A 20200-nucleotide genomic window follows, 5' to 3' on the forward strand; every position below is an offset into this window, starting at 1 on the left:
TAGGCTGGACCTACACCCTCCATCCGGTTTACCGCCATGTCCGCTCAACAGACTGTCCGCCTGTGGCCCGTCGCCATTCCGCTGCTGGTGCTCGAAGCGGCACTGGTGGTGATCTGGAGCTCGGGCTTTATCGGCGCCCGCTTCTCCATCGACCATGCGCCAGCGATGCTGGTGGTGTTCTGGCGCAGCCTGCTGTTCGTGTTGCTGCTGGCGCACTGGGCGTTGCCGCGCCTGCGCCACGCCTCGCCGGCCACGCTGCTGCGCCATGCTGGCATCGGCTTGCTGGCGATGGGCGGCTACCTGGCCGGCGTGGTTCAGGGCATCGCACTGGGCGTACCGGCTGGGCTCGCCGCCCTGCTGGCCGACCTGCTGCCCATCGGCGTCGCCCTGCTCAGCCTGCTGGTGCTTCGGCAGCAGCTGGGCTGGCGCACCTGGCTGGGTTTGCTGATCGGCCTGACCGGCGTGGTGCTGGTCACCTCGGACGCGCTGGCCTGGGGCGATGCGCCATTGTGGGTCTACGGCTTGCCGCTCCTGGGCATGCTCTCGCTGGCGGTCGCCACCCTGTGGCAGAAACGCACCAAGGCCACGGCGTCCCTCGACCTGCTCGGCAACCTGTGGCTGCAATGCTGCATCTGCTGCGTGCCGTTCGCGCTGCTGGCCATGATGGACGGCAGCCTGATGCCGGTGGCCTCGGGCGGCTTCGCGTTGAGCGTATTGTGGACGAGCATCTCCACCATCGGTGGCTACGGCCTGTACTGGCTGTGCCTGAAGCGCTCGACGCCGACCCGGGTGGCCAGCGTGTTGTACCTGAGCCCGGCGCTGACCCTGGTGTGGGCCTGGGCGATGTTCGGTGAGCCGCTGTCCTGGCTGATGGGCCTGGGCACGGCTGTCTCGGGGCTGGGTCTGTGGCTGGTGATACGTAACGAGCGCAAACATAACGATGACGGGCCCGCGCTCGCGAACCCGTCATCGGCCCCCGTCAAAGCAGCTTGTCGAGGGTGATCGGCAATTGGCGGATGCGCTTGCCGGTGGCGTGATAGACCGCATTGGCGACCGCCGCGGCAACGCCGACGATGCCGATCTCGCCGACACCCTTGGAGCCCAGCGGGTTGATGATGCTGTCGTTTTCCTCGACGAAGATCACCTCGATATCGCCGATATCGGCGTGCACCGGCAGGTGGTAATCGGCCAGGTTATGGTTCATGCAGCGCCCCAGGTCATGGTCGATCATCGCCTCCTCGTGCAGGGCCATGCCGATGCCCCACACCACGCCACCGAGAATCTGGCTGCGCGCGGTTTTCGGGTTGATCACCCGGCCCGCGGCAATGGCGCTGACCACCCGGGTGACCCGCACCGTGCCAAGGGCTTCGTCCACCTGCACCTCGACGAACACTGCCGAATGGCTGGCACTGGCGTAGCGCTCGCGCTGCTTAGCCGGCTGCGCCTGCACCTCGACCTCCAGGCTGCCATGGCGGGCCAGTAGCGCGCTCAGCTCGACCGCACGGCTGGTGTCCTCGCCCTGCTGCACACGGCCGGCGCTGAAGCGCAGCGCAGCGCCATCGGTGAACGGTGCCTCCGGCCACTGCCGCGCCGCCTCGCAGAGCTTGTCGGCCAGGGCCAGGCAGGCCTCGCGAACCGCGCTGCCCACCGAGGATACGGTGAACGAGCCGCCCTGCAGCGGTGCCTGGGGCAGGCTGGAATCGCCAAGGCGGAATTCCACCTGGGACGGCTTCAGGCCCAGCACATCGGCGGCGATCTGGGTCATCACCGTGGCGGTGCCCGGGCCGATGTCACAGGTGGCGCTGGCGACGATCAGCCGGCCGTCGGCGGTAAAGCTGGCGCGGGCGCTGGCCGGCATCTGCATGGCTTCCCATACGCCGGTGGCCATGCCGTAGCCGATCAACTGGTCGCCCTCGCGCATACTGCGCGGCTGCGGGCTGCGCTGGCTCCAGCCAAAGGCCTCGGCACCCTGCTGGTAGCAGGCGCGCAGCTCCTTGCTGGAATAGGGCTTGCCTTCGTTCTGGTTGGTTTCGGCGTAGTTGGTCAGGCGCAATTGCACCGGGTCGACGCCCGCGGCCCAGGCCAGTTCGTCCATCGCCGACTCCAGGGCATAGACCCCCGTGGCGGCCCCCGGCGCACGCATGTCCAGCGGCGTGTACACGTCCAGCGGCGCCAGCCGGTAGGCCAGGCGCACGTGGTCGCAGTGATAGAGCATCCCCGACCATTCGGCGACGTGCTCGGTGAAGTCCTCGAAGCGCGAGGTCTGGGCGATCACCTCGTGCACCAGCCCCTGCAGCTTGCCACTTTCGTCGGCACCGAGCTGCAGGTGCTGCACCGCCCGCGGGCGATAGCCGAAGGTGAACATCTGCTGGCGGGTCAGGGTCACCCGCACCGACCGCTGCAGCTTCAGCGCCGCCATGGCGGCCAGGGACAGCTGGTACTGCGGGCGCAGGCCGGAGCCGAAGGCGCCGCCGACGAAGGATGACTTGATGCGCACGCGATTCGGTTCGAGCTTGAGCACGTCGGCCAGGTAACGCTGGCTGTTCTGCGGGCCCTGGGTCTTGTCGTGCACCAGCAGGCTGCCATCGGCCTGGTAGATCACCGTCGAGGCATGGGGCTCCATGGGGTGGTGATACTCGCAGGGCAGCTCGTACTCCAGCTCCAGACGCAGCGGCGCGCCGGCGATCACCGCGTCGGCGTCGCCCCGTGGCTCTGGCAGCTCGGCAGGTGCGGCGTGGGCTTCGCTCAGGGCACCGCGCAGATCGGTGGCGTGGGCGTGCTGCTCATAGTCGATACGCACCAGTGAGCCGGCGTGACGGGCCAGCTCCAGGGTGTCGGCGACCACCAGCGCCACCGGTTGGCCGCTGTAACGGATGCGCTCGTTGAACAGCGGGCGAAACGGCGAGCCATCGGCGGCATCGTCATCTTCGTAACTCTCGTCGTCCTGGGCCATGGGCGGACGATTGAGGTGGCTGAGCACCAGCTTGACGCCGGGCAGCGCCAGGGCCGCCGAGTCGTCGATGGCGGTGATGCGGCCGCGGGGGATCACACTGCAGATCACGCTGCCATGCAGCAGGCCGTCAGCTGGGTGCTCGGCGGCATAACGCGCCTGACCGCTGACTTTCAGCGGACCGTCTACGCGGTCCAGGGGCTGGCCAAGGGTTCGCGCGTTCATGGGCGGGCTCCTTCTGCGGCGGTGGACAGGGCACGAACCACGGCGCGGCGCGCCAGCTCGACCTTGAAGGCGTTGTGGGCCAGGGGCTGGGCATCCTTGAGCAGCAGCTCGGCAGCGGCCGCGAAGTGCTCGGGCGTGGCGGCCTGGCCGACCAGGCTGGCCTCCACCTCCGCTCGCCGCCACGGCTTGTGGGCCACGCCACCCAGGGCGATACGCGCCTGGCGGATCTGCCCGCCGGCGTCCAGTTCCAGTGCCGCAGCCACCGATACCAGGGCGAAGGCGAACGAAGCACGGTCACGCAACTTGAGGTAGGCGTGATGCCCGGCGAAGCCATCGGCCGGCAGCTCGATGGCAAGGATCAGCTCGCCCGGTTCCAACACCGTGTCGCGCTGCGGGGTATCGCCCGGCAGGCGATGGAAGTCGCTCATGGCTACGCGGCGCTCACCTTGCGGGCCGGTGATGATCACCTGGGCATCCAGGGCAGCCAGGGCCACGCAGAAGTCCGACGGGTGCACGGCCACGCAGTGCTCGCTGGCGCCGAACAACGCATGGTTACGGTTCAGCCCCTCGCGGGCCGGGCAGCCGCTGCCGGGCTCGCGCTTGTTGCACGGCACCTGGGCATCGTAGAAGTAGTGGCAGCGGGTGCGCTGCAGCAGGTTGCCACCGGCGCTGGCCATATTGCGCACCTGGGGCGAGGCACCGGACAACAGCGCCTGGGCGAGCAGCGGATAACGCCGCTCGATCTCCGGGTGCCAGGCCAGCTCGGCGTTGCCGACCAGGGCGCCGATGCGCAGGCCGCCCTCGGCGGTGGTAGTCACGTCACGCAGCGGCAAGGCGTTGATGTCGATAAGGCGCTTGGGGCGCACCAGGTTTTCCTTCATCAGGTCGACCAGGTTGGTGCCGCCGGCGATGAACAGGCTGTCGGGCCCGGCCAGGCGCACCGCTTCGTCGATGGCCTCGGGCTTGCTGTAGGCGAAGGGCGTCATGGGCGCACCGCCTGTTCGCTCTCGGGCAGTGCCTCTTCGATGGCCGCCAGGATGTTGCTGTAGGCGCCGCAGCGGCACAGGTTGCCGCTCATGCGTTCGCGGATATCGGCGGCGTCGCCGATTCGCCCTTCGTTGGCCAGGCCGACCGCCGAGCAGATCTGCCCGGGGGTGCAATAGCCGCACTGGAAGGCATCGTGTTTGACGAAGGCGCGCTGCATGGGGTGCAGCTCATCGCCCTTGGCCAGACCTTCGATGGTGGTCAGCTGGCGACCATCGAGCATCACCGCCAGGGTCAGGCAGGCGTTGACCCGCTGGCCGTCCACCAGCACCGTGCAGGCGCCGCACTGGCCGTGGTCGCAGCCTTTCTTGGTGCCGACCAGGTCGAGCTGTTCACGCAGCAGGTCGAGGGCCGTGATCCACGGGTACACCTCGACTTGTGTAGGGCTGCCGTTCAATGACAGGGAAATCGTCCGGCGCTCGGCGCCGGCTGTGATGGTCTCGCTCATGGGGCTACCTCGGTTCGCGTGGATGTCTCGTGCATCCGTTCAAAATCTGAGGTGAGGCCCAGCAAAAACGTTCAGGTTGGATGGCGACCGTAGAGCGGTTCGTTGAGGAAGCTGTTCACGGTCTTTTTGGTCAACATTGATAGGGCAGCCACAAGGCAGAAGCGGAAATTGATGCAGTACCTGTGGGAGCGGGCCATGCCCGTGATTTTTTAGCGGGCATGGCCCGCTCCCACAGTCCGTAGGGTGGATGACGCTCTTTTCATCCACCATCGCGGATGCAGATCGGTGGACGGATGAAGCGTCGTCCACCCTACGAAAGGCTGCTCGCGCCACTTTGCGTTCAAGCCCCGAAGCCGACCCGCAGGATCGTTTACAGGCCCTAAGGCGTGAGCTTCTTCAGCGGATAGATGTCGTAGCGGCTGGATTTGCCCTCCAGCGCATAGCCCGGCTTGGCACCCTCGATGACCGGCGCCTTGCGCGGGCGCTTGACCACCACGCGGTGGCTGGCCAGTTCGAGGGCGGCGGCGAGCAACGCCGGTGCGTCCAGGTCATCGCCGACGAAGGGGCGGAACAGGCGCATCTCCTTCTTCACCAGGGCGCTCTTGTCGCGATGGGGAAACATCGGGTCGAGGTAGATCACCTGGGGGGCCTCATCCTGCCAATCGCCCATCAGTTCGATGGCGTTGCCCTGCAGCAGGCCCATGCGCGCGACGATGCTCGCGACCTCTGCGTCGCTGGCCGCGCGCCGCAGGCCGTCCTCGAGCAGCGCGCCGATCAGTGGCTGACGTTCGATCAGGTCCACACGGCAACCCAGGCTGGCCAGCACGAAGGCATCGCGGCCCAGGCCGGCGGTGGCATCCAGCACACGCGGGCGCACGCCCTGGGCGATGCCGACCGCCTTGGCGATCATCTGCCCCGCGCCGCCGCCGAACTGGCGACGATGGGCTACCGCACCCTCGACGAAATCCACCCGCACCGGGCCTGGCGCCTGAGGGCCCAGTTCGACCAGTTGCAAACCGGCCTCTCCCAACTGCAGCGCATAGCCGGCTTCGCCTTCCAGCGGCAGGCCAAGGCGCTGCGCCCACTGCTGTGCGCCGGCTTGCAGATGCGGCGCCAGGGCCTCCATGCGAATGCGCACGTCGGGCTGTATTTCAGTCATTGCGGGTCGTCCATCGATTGGGGCGGCAGGATTTGCTCGGCCGTTGGCTCAACTCGGGCCGGCAACGGCCGATACCCCGGAAAGCGATAGTTTGCCAGAGCCAGCCGCCTGATGTTCGAGGTCATCTCCCATATTCCCGGTGACACCCGGGTAGCCGCCCAGAAAGCCGGTACGCCATCGAGCGCCAGCGTGGCGCTGTACGACCAGATTCTGCGCAGCGTATTGCGCGAGATGGAAAGCGCCCTGGCAGCACCTGCGGCACCGGCCCCGACCACGCCTGCAGACGAAGCGCCCATGCACGGCATGCGCACCCTGGAAGACGTGATGATGCAGCGCCAGTTCGTCTGCTCGCTGAACGCTGTGGAGGCCGCCCTGCCCCTCGAAGAGCTGGCACTGCAGCAGCAATTGCTGGCGCCTGCCGAGAATGCCGCCAGCAACCCATTGCTGCAGGCGTCGCTGGCCCCCTGGGAACTGCTGATGGGCCGCCTGACCCTGCAACGCCGCCTGTCGCGCTGAGTTGAGGGCGTCTCAAAAAACGTAGGCGAGGCAGCTAGCGCAAGGCAAAAACAGGCGAAAAGCGGAGTTTACGGCTGTAAATGAGCATTTGAGCCTGTTTTTAACGCTGCGATGGCAACGTAGGTAGTTTTTAGAGGTGTCCTTCAGCGGCACATGCGGAAGCCGCCCATATCCAGATGGAAGTGATCACGGTGCGCGGCGTTGTAGTCCGGCCCCAGGGTGGTATTGAAGCTGGAACAGGCCGCCTGCTGCACCTGGCGCAGAAACAGCGATTTGTCATCTTCGCCCGGCCAGTCACGCAGCACACTGATGCGCCGGCCATCGGCCAGGCGGAAACCGACGATATCCAGGGCATTGGCCGAGGCATGCTGGCTGCGCCGCTGACTGCCGGCGATGGTGCGGCAGGCGAAGCTGCCGACATGGTCGACCTGCACCACCCGCTGGCCGAAACGCTGTTCGGCCGCCGGTTGCAAGCCATGGCGTTCGAACAGGGCGAAGGCCGCGGCCACCGGGCAGGTGGCGATAAAGCTGCTGCTCAGGCGCACGTCGCTGCCCTGCACCCGCACCGTGTTGGTCAGCGGGCAATCGGCGGCCGGCGTGCTGTCGGGCAGCGCGACGTAGCGCAGCGCCGACGTATCGAGCACCGTACGGCATAACTCGGGGTCGCCCTGCAGACGCCGCAGCTTGTAGGCGGTCAGCCAGTTGGGCGTGTCACGCAGGTCGAGCGGGGCCCAGGGGTTCCAGCGCGGTGGCACGTCGATCCACTGGCGATACAGCGCCAGCGGACCGCCAACCGCCACGAAGATCAACAGCGCGCTCAGAAACTGCCGCACGCTAGCCCTTGAACAGGTCGTTGATGGCGTCGAACGGCAGCGCCTGCCGGGCGCTGCTCAGGTCGCCGCGTTCGGCCAGCCCGGTGGCCGCCTGCAGAAAGGCGCCATAGGCGACGCGGGCCAGGTTGGAGCCCAGGCTCACGCGCTTGACGCCCAGCTGCGCCAGCTCGTCCAGCGACAGCGTCAGGCTCGGCGAGCCGACCAGCACGTTGACCGGCCTGGGCGCCACGGCCTCGACCACCGCCCGGATCTGCTCACGGGTGGTCAGCCCTGGCGCGTAGAGCACGTCCGCGCCGGCTTCGGCGTAGGCCACCAGGCGGCGAATGGTGTCGTCCAGGTCGGCGCGGCCATGCAGGAAGTTTTCCGCACGGGCAGTCAGGGTGAAGGGAATGTCCAGCGCCTGGGCTGCCGCGACCGAAGCGCGAATGCGCTCTACCGCTACGTCGAAGGCATAGATCGGTTGATCGGCATGGCCGGTGGCATCTTCGATGGAGCCGCCGACCAGGCCGACCTGCGCCGCCAACCGCACGGTCGCGGCGCAGTGCTCGGGCGCATCGCCGTAGCCATTTTCCAGGTCGGCGACCACCGGCAGCGCCGTCGCTTCGACGATTGCCCTGGCGTTGGCCAGTGCCTCGTCACGACTTACCGCGCCTTCGGCATCGCGCCGCCCCAGGGAAAAGGCCAGCCCGGCGCTGGTGGTGGCCAGGGCATGGAAACCGAGCGCCGCGAGCATCTTCGCCGACCCCGCATCCCAGGGGTTGGGCAGAACCAGCAACTCACCCTGCTGGTGCAAGGATCGAAGGCGTTCGCCACGCTCACGGTAAATGGACATCTGCTGCTCCCCCTGGGTCGAATGTTCGCTCAGGGTATCGGAGTTCGCAGCGGAGGGAGAAATTCACTGTTGCGAGCAGGCCGACCGGCGGGCCATGCTCAGCGCAGGCCCTGGGACAGCCCCATCACCAGCAACAGCAGGTTCTGGTTGGCCTGGGCCGACACCGGCGTCACCCGCTTGAGTTCGGGGCTCAGGCAATAGCTGCGGCCATTGCTGCTGATGACCCCGGGCTGCGGCTCATACCAGGAGGCTGCCGCGAGGGCCGAGACGCTTAGCGCCGCGACGAGAAACAAACCTCTGACTACTCCTAAGCTCATGATCGCAACCTCTTGATAGTGCTACCAACGCGTCCGCTAACACTAGATCACGATTACTTGAAACAGATTACAACAAGACGAACGGTCAAAACCCTTGGCGACGGCAGCTGTCAGCGCTGCCTGCATGGGTCGGCCAAAGCCCGCCGAGCAGAGCCCCGGCGCTCATTCAGGGCTGCATGACAGACAATAAAAAACCCCGCGCCAGGGCGCGGGGTTCTCGGTGCAGCTCAGGGTGCCGGTCGGCTTACATCATGCCGCCCATGCCACCCATGCCGCCCATGTCCGGCATGGCCGGAGCAGCCTTGTCTTCCGGCAGTTCTGCAACGATCGCCTCGGTGGTGATCAGCAGGCCAGCGATGGAAGCAGCGGCTTGCAGCGCGCTACGGGTAACCTTGGCCGGGTCGATGATGCCGAACTCGATCAGGTCGCCGTACTCGCCGTTGGCAGCGTTGTAACCGTAGTTACCGGAACCCTGCTTGACCTTGTCCAGCACCACGGACGCTTCGTCGCCGGCGTTGGTGACGATCTGGCGCAGCGGCGCTTCGATGGCGCGGCGCAGAATGCTGATACCAGCGTCCTGCTCCAGGTTGATGCCTTTGAGACCGTCCAGAGCGGCCTGGGCACGCACCAGGGCAACACCACCGCCAGGTACCACGCCTTCTTCGACGGCGGCACGGGTCGCGTGCAGGGCGTCTTCAACGCGGGCTTTCTTCTCTTTCATCTCGACTTCGGTGGCAGCGCCGACCTTGATCACCGCAACGCCGCCAGCCAGCTTGGCCAGACGCTCTTGCAGCTTCTCTTTGTCGTAGTCCGAAGTGGTGTCTTCGACCTGCTTGCGGATCTGGGCAACGCGGGACTCGATGTCCACTTGCTGGCCAGCACCGTCGATGATGGTGGTGTTTTCCTTGTTCAGGACCACACGCTTGGCTTGACCCAGGTGCTCCAGGGTGGTGCTTTCCAGGCTCAGGCCGATCTCTTCGGAGATCACGGTACCGCCGGTCAGAACGGCGATGTCCTGCAGCATGGCCTTGCGACGATCACCGAAGCCCGGCGCCTTGACGGCAGCGACCTTGACGATGCCGCGCATGTTGTTGACCACCAGAGTCGCCAGGGCTTCGCCTTCGACGTCTTCGGCAACGATCAGCAGCGGACGGCCAGCCTTGGCAACGGCTTCCAGAACCGGCAGCAGTTCGCGGATGTTGGAGATCTTCTTGTCGACCAGCAGCAGCAGCGGGCTGTCCAGTTCGGCAACCATGGTGTCCGGCTTGTTGATGAAGTACGGCGACAGGTAGCCGCGGTCGAACTGCATGCCTTCTACGACGGACAGTTCGTTTTCCAGGCCCGAGCCTTCTTCAACGGTGATCACGCCTTCCTTGCCGACTTTTTCCATGGCTTCGGCAATGATGTTGCCGATGGAGTCGTCGGAGTTGGCGGAGATGGTGCCAACCTGAGCGATGGCCTTGCTGTCGGTGCACGGCTTGGACAGGTTCTTCAGCTCGGCGACGATGGCCGCGGTGGCCTTGTCGATGCCGCGCTTGAGGTCCATCGGGTTGAGACCGGCGGCAACCGACTTCAGGCCTTCGGTCACGATGGCTTGAGCCAGAACGGTGGCGGTGGTGGTGCCGTCACCGGCAGCATCGTTGGCCTTGGACGCAACGTCCTTGACCAGCTGGGCGCCGATGTTTTCGATCTTGTCCTTGAGCTCGATTTCCTTGGCGACGGAAACGCCGTCCTTGGTGATCAGCGGCGCGCCGAAGCTGCGCTCCAGAACGACGTTACGGCCTTTCGGGCCGAGGGTGGCCTTGACGGCGTCGGCCAGAACGTTGACACCGGTCAGCAGTTTCTTGCGAGCGGCGTCGCCGAATTTTACGTCTTTAGCTGCCATGTTATTTGATCCTCAATTCTTGACGATTAAACGGAAATTCGCGGGCGATCAGGCGTCGACGACGGCGAGGATTTCGTTCTCGCTCATCACCAGCAGGTCTTCGCCGTCGACCTTGACGGTGTTGCTGCCGGAGTAAGGGCCGAACACCACCTTGTCACCGACCTTGACGGCCAGGGCACGGACTTCACCGCTGTCCAGAACACGGCCAGTACCCACGGCAACGATTTCGCCCTGATTCGGCTTCTCGGCAGCCGAGCCCGGCAGCACGATACCGCCAGCGGTTTTGGTTTCTTCTTCGCTGCGACGGATCACGACGCGGTCATGCAAAGGACGAAGCTTCATTGTCGATCTCTCCCAATAGTTGTTGACATCAACCGGTGCTCTCACCGGCAGGATCGTGGCGCTGCGCATTACACGTGACGCCGAAATATGTTTCAGCGCGGCAAGCGCCGAAAAACCTTGCGGTGACCGCTACATAAGGTCGACGAATAGCAATTCAAGGGCGAGGCGGTAAATTTTTTACGCGTGCGGTTCAGCCGATCGGCCCGCCTGAAAACGCACAGCCCCGGCCAGATCGCTCCGGCCGGGGCTGTGGACGACGGCTAAGAGCCTGTTCACTATCTCGCGAGCTAGAGCGATCCACGGGCTAGGCGCCCCCGCAAAAACAAGCGAGGAAGCGAAGTTTACGAGTGGTAATGAGCATTCCGACTGGGCTGGCAATCCAGCTTGTTTTAACGCAGGAGCGCCGACGCGCAGCAGATCGCGAACAGGTTCTAGGCGATTACTCGCGGCGCTCGTACTCGCCTTCCAGCACGTTCGGCTTGTGGGCACCGGGCTGGCCATTACGGGCTGCCAGGTCATCGGCGAAGGCCCGCTGCCGCGCGGCCTGCTCGGCGGCGCGCTGGCGCACGCGCTCGACCAGCCAGCGGCGGGTGAACGGCAGCAGGCAGAGAATGCCGATGACGTCGCTGATGAAACCCGGCAGCAGCAGCAGGCCGCCGCCGACCGCCATCATCAGCCCCTGCAGCACTTCCTGATCCGGCATTTCGCCGCGGGCCAGGCGCTCGCGGGCACGCCAGGCGGTGGTGATCCCGGCAATGCGCAGCATCAGGCCACCGAAGATCGAGGTGAGGATCACCAGGGCAATGGTCGGCAGCACGCCGATGGCGCTGCCCACCGAGATCAGCACGGCCAACTCGAGGATCGGGAACAGCAGGAACAACAACATGAAAATGCGCATCGCGGTTTCCTTGACGGAAGAACACCTTCCAGTAGGAGAGAAATATGGGGTGTTGCGCTTAATTCAAGCTGAAGCTTGGACTTCACCCGCTGGCGGCGCGTTCAACGCCAGGCGACGCGAGGCCCCGCGCAGGCCGGCCAGGCTGTTACAGGATGTTGAGGCTCGTCTCCATGGCGCTGGTGCCAGCCCCGTGTCGCGCTCTATGCTGCCCCCGTACGTCATGGCAGTCGACCGGCCCGGGCGCGCGGCCACACCGGCGGCGGCGCCCTTACCGGTATGACCCGTTCGACTCTTTCATTCAAGGGTATTGGCATGCAACTCGAAGACAAAGTCATCATCATCACCGGCGGCGGCCAGGGCCTCGGCCGCGCCATGGCCGAGTACCTCGCCGGGCGTCGCGTGCGCCTGGCACTGGTCGACCTCAACCAGGAAAAACTCGATGAAACCGCGGCGGCCTGCCGGGCGCTGGGCGTGCAGGCGCGCACCTACCTGTGCAACGTGGCCAGCGAAGAGCAGGTCACCCAGACCATCGCCCAGATCGCCGAGGATTTCGGCTCGATCCATGGCCTGGTCAACAATGCCGGCATCCTGCGCGACGGCCTAACCATCAAGGTCAAGGATGGCGAGATGAGCAAGATGAGCCTGGCCCAGTGGCAGTCGGTGATCGACGTCAACCTGACCGGCGTGTTCCTGTGCACCCGGGAGGTGGCGGCGAAGATGATCGAGCTGCAGAACGAGGGGGCGATCATCAATATTTCCTCGGTATCGCGGGCCGGCAACATCGGCCAGGCCAACTACTCGGCCGCCAAGGCCGCGGTGGCCGCCGATACCGTGGTCTGGGCTCGCGAGCTGGCGCGCTACGGTATCCGCGTGGCCGGCGTGGCACCGGGCTTCATCGCAACCGACATGGTCGCCGGCATGAAGCCCGAGGCCCTGCAGCGCATGACCGAGGTGATTCCGCTCAAGCGCCTCGGCAAACCGGAAGAGATCGCCCACGCCATCGCCTTTCTGCTGGAGAACGAGTATTTCACCGGGCGCATTCTCGAGCTCGACGGCGGTGTGCGCCTGTAGCATGCCGGCCATAAAAAGATTCTTCGCATTTTCGCGGGGAGGATAGGCTTGACACCGGACTGGCAATAAAGCGTTCGTTGTCGATGGCTTGGCACTCTCCATTACCCCGTCGCCTGGTCTGATGGGTTTCGCCCCTTACGGGCGAGTCACTTTCTCTTGCTTGCCCAAGAGAAAGTAACCAAAGAGAAGGGCACCCCACCATCCGGCCCCGGCTGCGCCGGGGTTCCCTCCTTCCATCACCGCTCCAGGGGCACGCCGCGAAGGGCCATCCCTGCCTAGGCGGCCCCGGCCATCGCGGCTCTCGCGACATCCATGTCGCTCAACCCCTTCCACGGTGATTCCACTCGGCCTCCTGAAGGGGATTTAGGCGTCGTCTGTGAAATCGCGCTTCAAGAGCAAAAGCCAAACGCTACCGACTTTGATCTTGCGCAGATGTCGCAAGCTCGCGACATGGTCCCCTTCAGGAGGCCGAGTGGAGGTGTTGCGTAGGGGAGCGAGCCGCATGGATGCGGCGAGAGGCTTAATGGGCCAGGGATGGCCCATGTAAGCCGCCCCCCGGAGCGGCGCCGGAGCGAGGGAAGTTTCGCGCAGCGAAACCCGGATGTCGGGGTGCCCTTCTTTGGCACACCTTTCTTGGGCAAGCAAAGAGACGTAGCGAAGCGCAGTAACAGCCACAGGCTGGCCCGCAGGGTGAGCGCAGCGAATCAAGGTGTGGCGCCCGTAAGGGGCGCAACACAAAGGGTCAGTGGACGCGTTAATGGATAGTGCCAAGCCAGTAAGTGATACGCACACAAACTTGCCAGTCCGGTGTCCCCCCACTCTTCCCAAACTATGCGGCCATAAGAAAGCCCCGCACGCAGGCGGGGCTCTTTTCAGCGTTGCGGCAAACCAGGTTACCAACCCACCCCGAAGCCGATGGTGTAGCGGGTTTCATCCTTGTCGCCTTCCGAACCACTGACCTGGTCCTTGGATGCCTTCATGTTCAACGAGGCCCAGTCGGTGACCTTGTAGCGCAGGCCCACTTCGGCATCCAGCGCGTAGTCGGCGGCACTGGCCAGCGGCTTGCCCACCTCGCCGGTGCTGAACAGCTCGAAGGTCTTGCCGATCAGGTAACGGTTGTAGTCCCAACGCATACTGATGGCGTAGAAGTTGTCCTTCTCGCCGTTGGCGTACTCATAGTCGGAACGGTTGAGCAGACCGGCAACCGAAAACGCACCCAGCTCGTTGTCCCAGAACTGGTAACCCGGACCGGTACCCACCGTACGCTGCCGCTCGAGATCCTCGATCTGGTCGCGCTTGTATTCGAAGCGCCCCTGCCAGAACCACTGTTCGTCGAGGAAACGGTCCAGGGCGTACTCGGTGCCCCAGTTGTCGGTGCTGACCACGTCGTTGCGCAGTTCGCGGTTGTAGTCGACCGTCGCATTGTGACGCCACTTGCCATGGCGGGCCTGGGTCTTGAGGTCGACGTCGTAGTCGTCGGTGTCGCTCTCGGCGCGCTTGTAGTCCATGGCCACGTCGACGTTGCCTTTCCACATGAAGTCTTCGACCAAGGGCTTGGGCTTCATGATCTGCTTGATGCTGGCCAGCTCGACGGTCTTCGGTGCATCGCCATTGGCGAGCGTCACCTTGCCGGAATCGGCGGCCTGCAGCGACTTGGCACGCTCACCGGTGATTTCGTTCTCCTTGACCAGCAGCTCCTGAGCGCTGTCGAGGGTGGCGATCTTTTTCCAGTCCAGCGGAATGGAACCACCGTAGTCGGTTTCCAGCAGCAGCTTGCCACCGTCGAGAACCTTGATGGTTCCGGTCAGGCGGTCGCCGTTTTTCATCCATACGGTATCGGCCAGCAGCGGTGTGGTGGCGACGCTGAGGCCCAGGCACAACAAGGTACGAGTAAACATAAGCGGATGCTGTCGCTCCGGTTCGCGGTAAATCGGGCATTATCCGCATACCCGATATTTGAGCAAGAAATGACCGACGGAAATGCTTCGAGTTCATCGAGGCCCCTGACTCCGCGGCGACAGGAGCCTGCCATGCCGACACGACAGACCGATTACAGCGCGCCGCTGGCCGACGCCGATCAACAGGCCCGCCGTGATGCGCTGTACCTGGCGCTGGCCCAGGTACCGCCCGGCAAGGTGGTCACCTATGGCGAGCTGGCCGCACTGGCGGGCCTGGGGCGCGCGGCGCGCTGGGTCGGCCGGACCCTCGGCCAACTGCCCGACGGCACCGCCCTGCCCTGGCATCGTGTGGTTGCCGCCGGCGGCCGGTTGAGCCTGGCGGCCGACTCGCCAAGCGGGGTTGAACAACGTGCCCGATTGCGCGTCGAAGGGGTGCTATCCCACAATGGTCGGGTGGATATCCGACGTCACGGCTGGCGCCCCCTGGAGCACGAGGCATGAGACTCGACGCGCCGGGCGCAACCGGCTTGCACTGACCCGACCCTAGCCCCTAGAGTGCGCCACTTGTTCATGCTTTCTCCCTCCAGGCCGACTCCCTTCAATGCATCGTAAAAGCTGGCGCGACGCGATCGCCGCCTACTCCAGCCCCTCGACACTGGTTCTTCTGGTGCTTGGGTTCGCCGCCGGCCTGCCTTACATGTTGGTGTTCTCGACCCTGTCGGTGTGGCTGCGTGAAGCGGGCGTGGCGCGGGAGACCATCGGCTTCGCCAGCCTGATCGGCCTGGCCTACGCCTTCAAGTGGGTGTGGTCGCCCCTGCTCGACCAGTGGCGCCTGCCGCTGCTCGGCAAGCTCGGCAGGCGGCGCTCCTGGCTGGTGCTGTCGCAGATTCTGATCGCCATCGGCCTGGCCGGCATGGCGCTGTGCGATCCGCATACCCACCTGACCTGGCTGATCGCCCTGGCCGTGCTGGTGGCCTTCGCCTCGGCGACCCAGGACATCGCCGTCGATGCCTACCGCCTGGAGATCGTCGACGACACCCGCCAGGCTGCCCTGGCCGCCAGCTACATGGCCGGCTACCGGGTCGCCGCGCTGCTGGCCACCGCCGGCGCGCTGTACGTCGCCGAGGGCCTGGGCTCGACCACCCTGCTCTACCAGCACGCCGCCTGGGCGGGCACCTACCTGCTGTTCGCGCTGCTGATGCTGCCGGGCCTGCTGACCAGCCTGTGGATGAAGGAGCCGCCGGTCTCCCTGCGTACCCAGCTGGCCGCCGCCAAGTACGGTTTCAGCCACCAGATCGCCTCGGTGCTGGTGCTGATCGTGCTACTGGTGTCGGTACCGGCGATGTTCACCCAGCTGTACAACACCGACTTCCCCAGCCTGGTAACCGGCGAAGCCACCCTGCTGGACCTGCTGCTCGAGGACCGCGCCTTCCTGCGCGCCATCCTCTATACCATCCTCACCACCCTGTGCCTGTCGTCGATGGGCCGCCGCGGCCTGGCACCGGTGCTCACCCCGGTCAACGACTTCATCCTGCGCTACCGTTGGCAGGCGCTGCTGCTGCTCGGGCTGATAGCCACCTACCGCATGTCCGACACGGTGATGGGCGTGATGGCCAACGTCTTCTACATCGACCAGGGCTTCACCAAGGACCAGATCGCCAGCGTCAGCAAGCTGTTCGGGCTGATCATGACCCTGGTCGGCGCCGGTGCCGGCGGTTTGCTGATCGTGCGCTTCGGGATCATGCCGATCCTGTTCATCGGTGGCGCGGCGTCGGCGGCCACCAACCTGCTGTTCATGCTGTTGGCCGGCATGGGCGCCAACCTGCAGATGCTGATCTTCACCATCTCGGCGGACAACTTCAGCTCCGGCCTGGCCACGGCGGCGTTCGTCGCCTACCTGTCGAGCCTGACCAACCTGAAATTCTCGGCCACCCAGTACGCGCTGCTGAGTTCCATCATGCTGCTGCTGCCGCGTCTGATCGGCGGCTATTCCGGCGTACTGGTGGAGAAGTTCGGCTACTCCGACTTCTTCCTGATCACCGCACTGATGGGCGTGCCCACCCTGCTGCTGATCCTGCTGCAGTGGCATCGCCAGGGTAATCGGGCCACCGCGCTGCCTGCCGACGAGCCCACAAAACCGGAATAAAGCCCATGAAAAAGCCGACTCTCGTCGGCTTTTTCATTTTTTGGCTGGCAGCCTTTTCAGTCTGCGTTGCCCTGCTGCACCACCTGCACCATGCGTGGTGGCTGCGCCAGCTCGACGCCTTCGGCACGCAGGCGATCACGCACGCTCTCGTTGAGCATGAAGATCACCGGCCAGTAGTCGCCAGCGGCCGTCCACATGCGCAGCGACAGGTTGATCGAGGTTTCGCCCAGGTTGGACACCACCACCACCGGCGCCGGCTCCTGGTGCACGCGGGCGTCCTTGGAAAGCTCCAGCAGCACCTCGCGGGCCTTGGCCAGGTCGGCGTTGTAATCGAGCTTCACGTCATACAGCACCTGGCGGGTGTTCTGCCGCGAGTGGTTGGTGATGATGCCGTTGGACAGCGTGCCGTTGGGCACGATCACCACCTTGTTGTCGCCGGTACGCAGCACGGTGTGGAAGATCTGGATGTAGTCCACCGAACCGGAAATCCCCTGGGCCTCGATGAAATCGCCGGCCTTGAACGGGCGGAACAGCATGATCAGCACACCGCCGGCGAAGTTCGCCAGGCTGCCCTGCAGCGCCAGGCCGATGGCCAGGCCCGCCGCACCGATCACCGCGATGAACGAGGTGGTTTCCACGCCGATCATCGACGCCACGCTGATGATCAGCAGGATCTTGAGCACGATGCTCGCCAGGCTGCCGATAAAGCTGCTCAGCGCACGATCGACCTTGCGACCATCCATCAGGGCGCTGACCTTGCCGGTCAGCTTGCTGATCAGCCACCAGCCGATCAGCAGGGTAACGATAGCCAGGGCCAGCTTGCCGCTGTACTGCAGCAATACCGGAATCCAGGCCTGTGACATGACGACCAGCTGGTCGATGCTCATATCCATCGGGCATTCCTTCTAGCAATTCAAACGAAAACGCCATGGCAAGCCATGGCGTTTGCATGGGCGCTCACGAAATTGCGACGCCCGCAGTTCGCCGGGGTTCAATAAACCCCGGTATCAGTCGCGGAAGTTGTTGTACTGCAACGGCATGCCGAAATCCTTGCCGCGCAGCGAGGCGATGCATTCCTGCAGGTCATCGCGCTTCTTGCCGGTGACGCGCACCTGCTCGCCCTGAATGGCGGCCTGCACCTTGAGCTTGGCGTCCTTGATGTGGGCGACGATCTTCTTGGCCAGCTCCTTGTCGATGCCTTCGCGGAACTCGACCTCCTGCTTGACCACCTTGCCGGACGCGTACGGATCCTTGGTTTCCATGCACTGGCTGTCGATCTTGCGCTTGATCAGGCAGCCACGAATGATGTCGAGCATCTGCTCGAGCATGAAATCGGCCTCGGCGGTCAGCGTGACGGCCTTGTCCTTGACCTCGAAACTGCACTTGCCGCGCAGGTCGAAGCGCCGCTCCAGCTCCTTGGTGGCATTGTCCAGGGCATTGGTGAGTTCGTGTTTGTCCAGCTCCGACACCACGTCGAACGAGGGCATGCAATTCCTCCAGATATAAAGCGCGAGCGGGCAGCACTGCGTCGCGAGTCGCTTGCCGGCAGCCACCTGTGCAGCGATGCGAGCCGCATCGTGCTGGGCGCCAGTTCGCGAGATCGTGAATAAGTTCTGCGCAAATCGCGCGGATGGCTTGACGATAAAATTGGCGCGATCATTATATCCGCTCTGATACAGACCGCTCGGCGTTGTATTGGTTACTCCCCTTCCCTCGACCCGTTTTCCTGCCAGCGAGTGCCATAAAAAACATGCCCAACCCCCATCTCAGTATTCTGGTGGTGGACGACGCCAAGTTCTCGAGCGCCATGATCGGACGCGCATTGAGCCAGGCTGGATATCAGGATATTCGCTTCGCCAGCAGCGCTGCCGAAGCCATCAGCAACCTCGAACAACGCCCCGCCAGCGTGCTGCTGGCCGACTGGCTGATGCCCGAAATGGACGGCCTGGAGCTGACCGGCCGGGTACGCCAGCTCGACGAAGCGGCCGAGCATTACACCTACGTCATCCTGCTGACCGGCAAGGAAGGCGAGAACGTGCTCAACGAAGCCTTCGACCGCGGCGTCGATGACTTCATCAGCAAGTCGGCCATGAACGAACAGCTGCTGCCGCGGGTGTTCGCCGCCGAACGCCTGTGCAGCACCCTGCAGCGCCTGCTCCAGGAAAACGCCCTGTTGGTGCAGAACATCGCCAGCCTGGAGGAGCGCAACCTGGTCGACCCGCTGACCGGCCTGGGCAATACCCGCTACTTGAAGCAGAAGATGGCGGACAGCCTGCGCCAGGTGGAGTCGCGCGGTGGCGCATTGTGCTACCTGCTGATCGGCCTGCAGGGCGCCGACGAACTGGGCACGCGCCACGGCAAGGCCTTCTACAACGAACTGCTGCGCAGCGTCGCCCGACGCCTGCAACAACTGGTGCGCCCGCTGGACGTGCTGGTCAGCCTGGACGATCGTCACTTCGCGCTGATCACCCTGCTCGAAGACCTTCAGGAGTGCTCGCCAAGCAGCTTCAAACGCCTGCACGAAGGGCTCAACCTCAAGGCCTTCAAGACCAGCGAAGGCTTCATCAGCCTCAAGGCCGGTATCGCCGTGGTCGGGCTGGACAGCAAGGCCATGCCGATGGAGCAGCAGCAGCTGGTCGATCTGGCCACCCGCCTGCTACCCGAGGCCCACGCCAGCGGCCGCGTGACCGCCGTACGCCTGCCACGCACATGAGCTGGCACGTACTCGGCGCCGGCAGCCTGGGCAGCCTCTGGGCCACCCGCCTGCTGCGCGCCGGGGTGCCGGTACAGCTGATTCTCCGTGACCCGCAACGCCTGGCCGCGTACCGCCAGGCGGGCGGCCTGACGCTGGTCGAAGCGGGCCAGGCCAGCCTGCACGCCATCGCCGCCAGTGACCTGAGCGACCCGGCGCCCATCGCCCGTCTGCTGCTGGCCTGCAAGGCCTACGACGCCGCCGAAGCCATCGCCGCAGTCGCTCACCGGCTGGCGCCGGGGGCGGAGGTGATCCTGCTGCAGAACGGCCTGGGCAGCCAGGACGACGTCGCGCAGCAGCTACCCGGCCGCCGCTGCCTGCCGGCCTCCAGCACCGAGGGTGCATTTCGCGATGGCGACTGGCGCGTGGTGTTCGCCGGCCAGGGCCATACCTGGCTTGGCGATCCACTCGATGCCACGCCACCAGCCTGGCTGGACGATCTCCAGCGCGGCCATATTCCCCATACCTGGAGCCCGGACATCCTGGCGCGGCTGTGGCGCAAGCTGGCGCTCAACTGCGCCATCAACCCGCTGACCGTGCTGCATGGCTGTCGCAATGGCGAGCTGGTGCGCCACCGCCACGAGGTCGAGGCGCTATGTGCCGAGCTCGTCCAGCTGCTGCTCGGCAGCGGCCAGGCCGAAGCGGCCCGGGACCTGCACCACGAGGTATGGCGGGTAATCGAGGCGACGGCCGCCAACTACTCATCCATGTACCAGGACGTCGCCAGTGGTCGCCGCACCGAGATCAGCTACCTGCTCGGCTACGCCTGTGCCGCCGCCGAGCAGGCAGCGCTGCGGTTGCCGCACCTGCAAGCCGTGCATCAGCGGCTGCTCGCGCATCTGGACCGCCACGGATTGCCGCGCCATTGAGTCACGCGCTAACCT

General features: G+C 65.1%; 20 protein-coding genes. 7 read left to right on the forward strand and 13 right to left on the reverse strand.

Annotation, left to right across the window (positions count from 1 at the left end; all coding sequences use genetic code 11):
• Window positions 1-36 precede the first annotated feature (36 nt).
• Complete coding sequence (locus K8U54_RS05010; protein ID WP_249909139.1) at window positions 37-1002, forward strand: DMT family transporter; 966 nt, start codon at window positions 37-39, stop codon at window positions 1000-1002.
• Here the strand turns inward: K8U54_RS05010 and K8U54_RS05015 are convergent.
• The 4 genes from K8U54_RS05015 to K8U54_RS05030 all read right to left on the reverse strand — a co-directional run bounded on the left by K8U54_RS05015 (window position 980) and on the right by K8U54_RS05030 (window position 5793).
• Window positions 980-3175: a xanthine dehydrogenase family protein molybdopterin-binding subunit gene (locus K8U54_RS05015; protein ID WP_249909140.1), complete on the reverse strand. Its 2196-nt coding sequence runs from the start codon at window positions 3173-3175 to the stop codon at window positions 980-982. The two genes, K8U54_RS05010 and K8U54_RS05015, sit on opposite strands and share 23 nt — an antisense overlap.
• The gene (locus K8U54_RS05020) at window positions 3172-4161 is read right to left on the reverse strand and encodes an FAD binding domain-containing protein (RefSeq protein ID WP_249909141.1); all 990 of its coding nucleotides are present in this window, start codon (window positions 4159-4161) and stop codon (window positions 3172-3174) included. Before K8U54_RS05020 ends, K8U54_RS05015 begins: the two co-directional genes overlap by 4 nt.
• A complete protein-coding gene (locus K8U54_RS05025; RefSeq protein WP_249909142.1) occupies window positions 4158-4667 on the reverse strand; it encodes a (2Fe-2S)-binding protein in 510 nt (169 codons plus the stop codon). The genes K8U54_RS05020 and K8U54_RS05025 overlap by 4 nt, the downstream gene beginning before the upstream one ends.
• A 379-nt stretch (window positions 4668-5046) precedes the next feature.
• Window positions 5047-5793, reverse strand: coding sequence for a class I SAM-dependent methyltransferase (locus tag K8U54_RS05030; protein WP_434060015.1), 747 nt, complete (start codon window positions 5791-5793; stop codon window positions 5047-5049).
• A gap of 144 nt (window positions 5794-5937) precedes the next feature.
• On the opposite strand from K8U54_RS05030, the gene K8U54_RS05035 reads away from it, so the two are divergent.
• Window positions 5938-6342, forward strand: a complete 405-nt coding sequence (locus K8U54_RS05035; protein WP_249909144.1) for a hypothetical protein — start codon at window positions 5938-5940, stop codon at window positions 6340-6342.
• Between the two features lie 143 nt (window positions 6343-6485).
• Here K8U54_RS05035 and K8U54_RS05040 read toward each other — a convergent pair whose 3' ends face one another.
• The 6 genes from K8U54_RS05040 to K8U54_RS05065 form a co-directional block, all read right to left on the reverse strand.
• Entirely contained in the window at window positions 6486-7175 is a 690-nt protein-coding gene (locus tag K8U54_RS05040) for an extensin-like domain-containing protein (RefSeq protein ID WP_249909145.1), read from the reverse strand.
• Window position 7176: 1 nt separating this feature from the next.
• Window positions 7177-8007, reverse strand: a complete 831-nt coding sequence (locus K8U54_RS05045; RefSeq protein WP_249909146.1) for an isocitrate lyase/PEP mutase family protein — start codon at window positions 8005-8007, stop codon at window positions 7177-7179.
• 98 nt (window positions 8008-8105) lie between these two features.
• Entirely contained in the window at window positions 8106-8324 is a 219-nt protein-coding gene (locus tag K8U54_RS05050; protein WP_249909147.1) for a hypothetical protein, read from the reverse strand.
• Between the two features lie 244 nt (window positions 8325-8568).
• Window positions 8569-10209 (reverse strand): chaperonin GroEL, encoded by a 1641-nt coding sequence (gene groL, locus K8U54_RS05055; RefSeq protein ID WP_249909148.1) that lies wholly within the window; start codon window positions 10207-10209, stop codon window positions 8569-8571.
• A 48-nt stretch (window positions 10210-10257) separates the two neighbouring features.
• Window positions 10258-10551, reverse strand: a complete 294-nt coding sequence (locus K8U54_RS05060) for a co-chaperone GroES (RefSeq protein WP_249909149.1) — start codon at window positions 10549-10551, stop codon at window positions 10258-10260.
• Window positions 10552-10990: 439 nt separating this feature from the next.
• Window positions 10991-11449 (reverse strand): FxsA family protein, encoded by a 459-nt coding sequence (locus tag K8U54_RS05065; RefSeq protein WP_070884211.1) that lies wholly within the window; start codon window positions 11447-11449, stop codon window positions 10991-10993.
• A 312-nt stretch (window positions 11450-11761) separates the two neighbouring features.
• Here K8U54_RS05065 and K8U54_RS05070 point away from each other — a divergent pair, with 312 nt between their 5' ends.
• Complete coding sequence (locus tag K8U54_RS05070) at window positions 11762-12520, forward strand: SDR family oxidoreductase (protein ID WP_249909150.1); 759 nt, start codon at window positions 11762-11764, stop codon at window positions 12518-12520.
• 893 nt (window positions 12521-13413) lie between these two features.
• On the opposite strand, the gene K8U54_RS05075 is transcribed toward K8U54_RS05070, so the two are convergent.
• Entirely contained in the window at window positions 13414-14418 is a 1005-nt protein-coding gene (locus K8U54_RS05075; RefSeq protein WP_249909151.1) for a DUF481 domain-containing protein, read from the reverse strand.
• A 132-nt stretch (window positions 14419-14550) separates the two neighbouring features.
• Here K8U54_RS05075 and K8U54_RS05080 point away from each other — a divergent pair, with 132 nt between their 5' ends.
• Together K8U54_RS05080 and K8U54_RS05085 are read left to right on the forward strand one after the other, a co-directional pair.
• Window positions 14551-14919, forward strand: a complete 369-nt coding sequence (locus K8U54_RS05080; protein ID WP_249909152.1) for an MGMT family protein — start codon at window positions 14551-14553, stop codon at window positions 14917-14919.
• A gap of 100 nt (window positions 14920-15019) precedes the next feature.
• Window positions 15020-16564 (forward strand): AmpG family muropeptide MFS transporter, encoded by a 1545-nt coding sequence (locus K8U54_RS05085; RefSeq protein WP_249909153.1) that lies wholly within the window; start codon window positions 15020-15022, stop codon window positions 16562-16564.
• 56 nt (window positions 16565-16620) lie between these two features.
• On the opposite strand, the gene K8U54_RS05090 is transcribed toward K8U54_RS05085, so the two are convergent.
• Entirely contained in the window at window positions 16621-17457 is an 837-nt protein-coding gene (locus K8U54_RS05090) for a mechanosensitive ion channel family protein (protein WP_249909154.1), read from the reverse strand.
• 114 nt (window positions 17458-17571) lie between these two features.
• Window positions 17572-18051 carry a YajQ family cyclic di-GMP-binding protein gene (locus tag K8U54_RS05095; RefSeq protein WP_249909155.1) on the reverse strand — a complete coding sequence of 160 codons (480 nt, stop codon included), beginning with the start codon at window positions 18049-18051 and terminating at the stop codon, window positions 17572-17574.
• 263 nt (window positions 18052-18314) lie between these two features.
• On the opposite strand from K8U54_RS05095, the gene K8U54_RS05100 reads away from it, so the two are divergent.
• Both K8U54_RS05100 and K8U54_RS05105 read left to right on the forward strand, forming a co-directional pair.
• The gene (locus tag K8U54_RS05100; protein WP_249909156.1) at window positions 18315-19277 is read left to right on the forward strand and encodes a GGDEF domain-containing response regulator; all 963 of its coding nucleotides are present in this window, start codon (window positions 18315-18317) and stop codon (window positions 19275-19277) included.
• Window positions 19274-20185, forward strand: a complete 912-nt coding sequence (locus tag K8U54_RS05105) for a putative 2-dehydropantoate 2-reductase (RefSeq protein WP_249909157.1) — start codon at window positions 19274-19276, stop codon at window positions 20183-20185. Before K8U54_RS05100 ends, K8U54_RS05105 begins: the two co-directional genes overlap by 4 nt.
• Window positions 20186-20200 lie beyond the last annotated feature (15 nt).

This window comes from Pseudomonas fulva, from assembly GCF_023517795.1.
In the GTDB taxonomy this organism is placed as follows: Bacteria; Pseudomonadota; Gammaproteobacteria; order Pseudomonadales; family Pseudomonadaceae; genus Aquipseudomonas; species Aquipseudomonas fulva_D.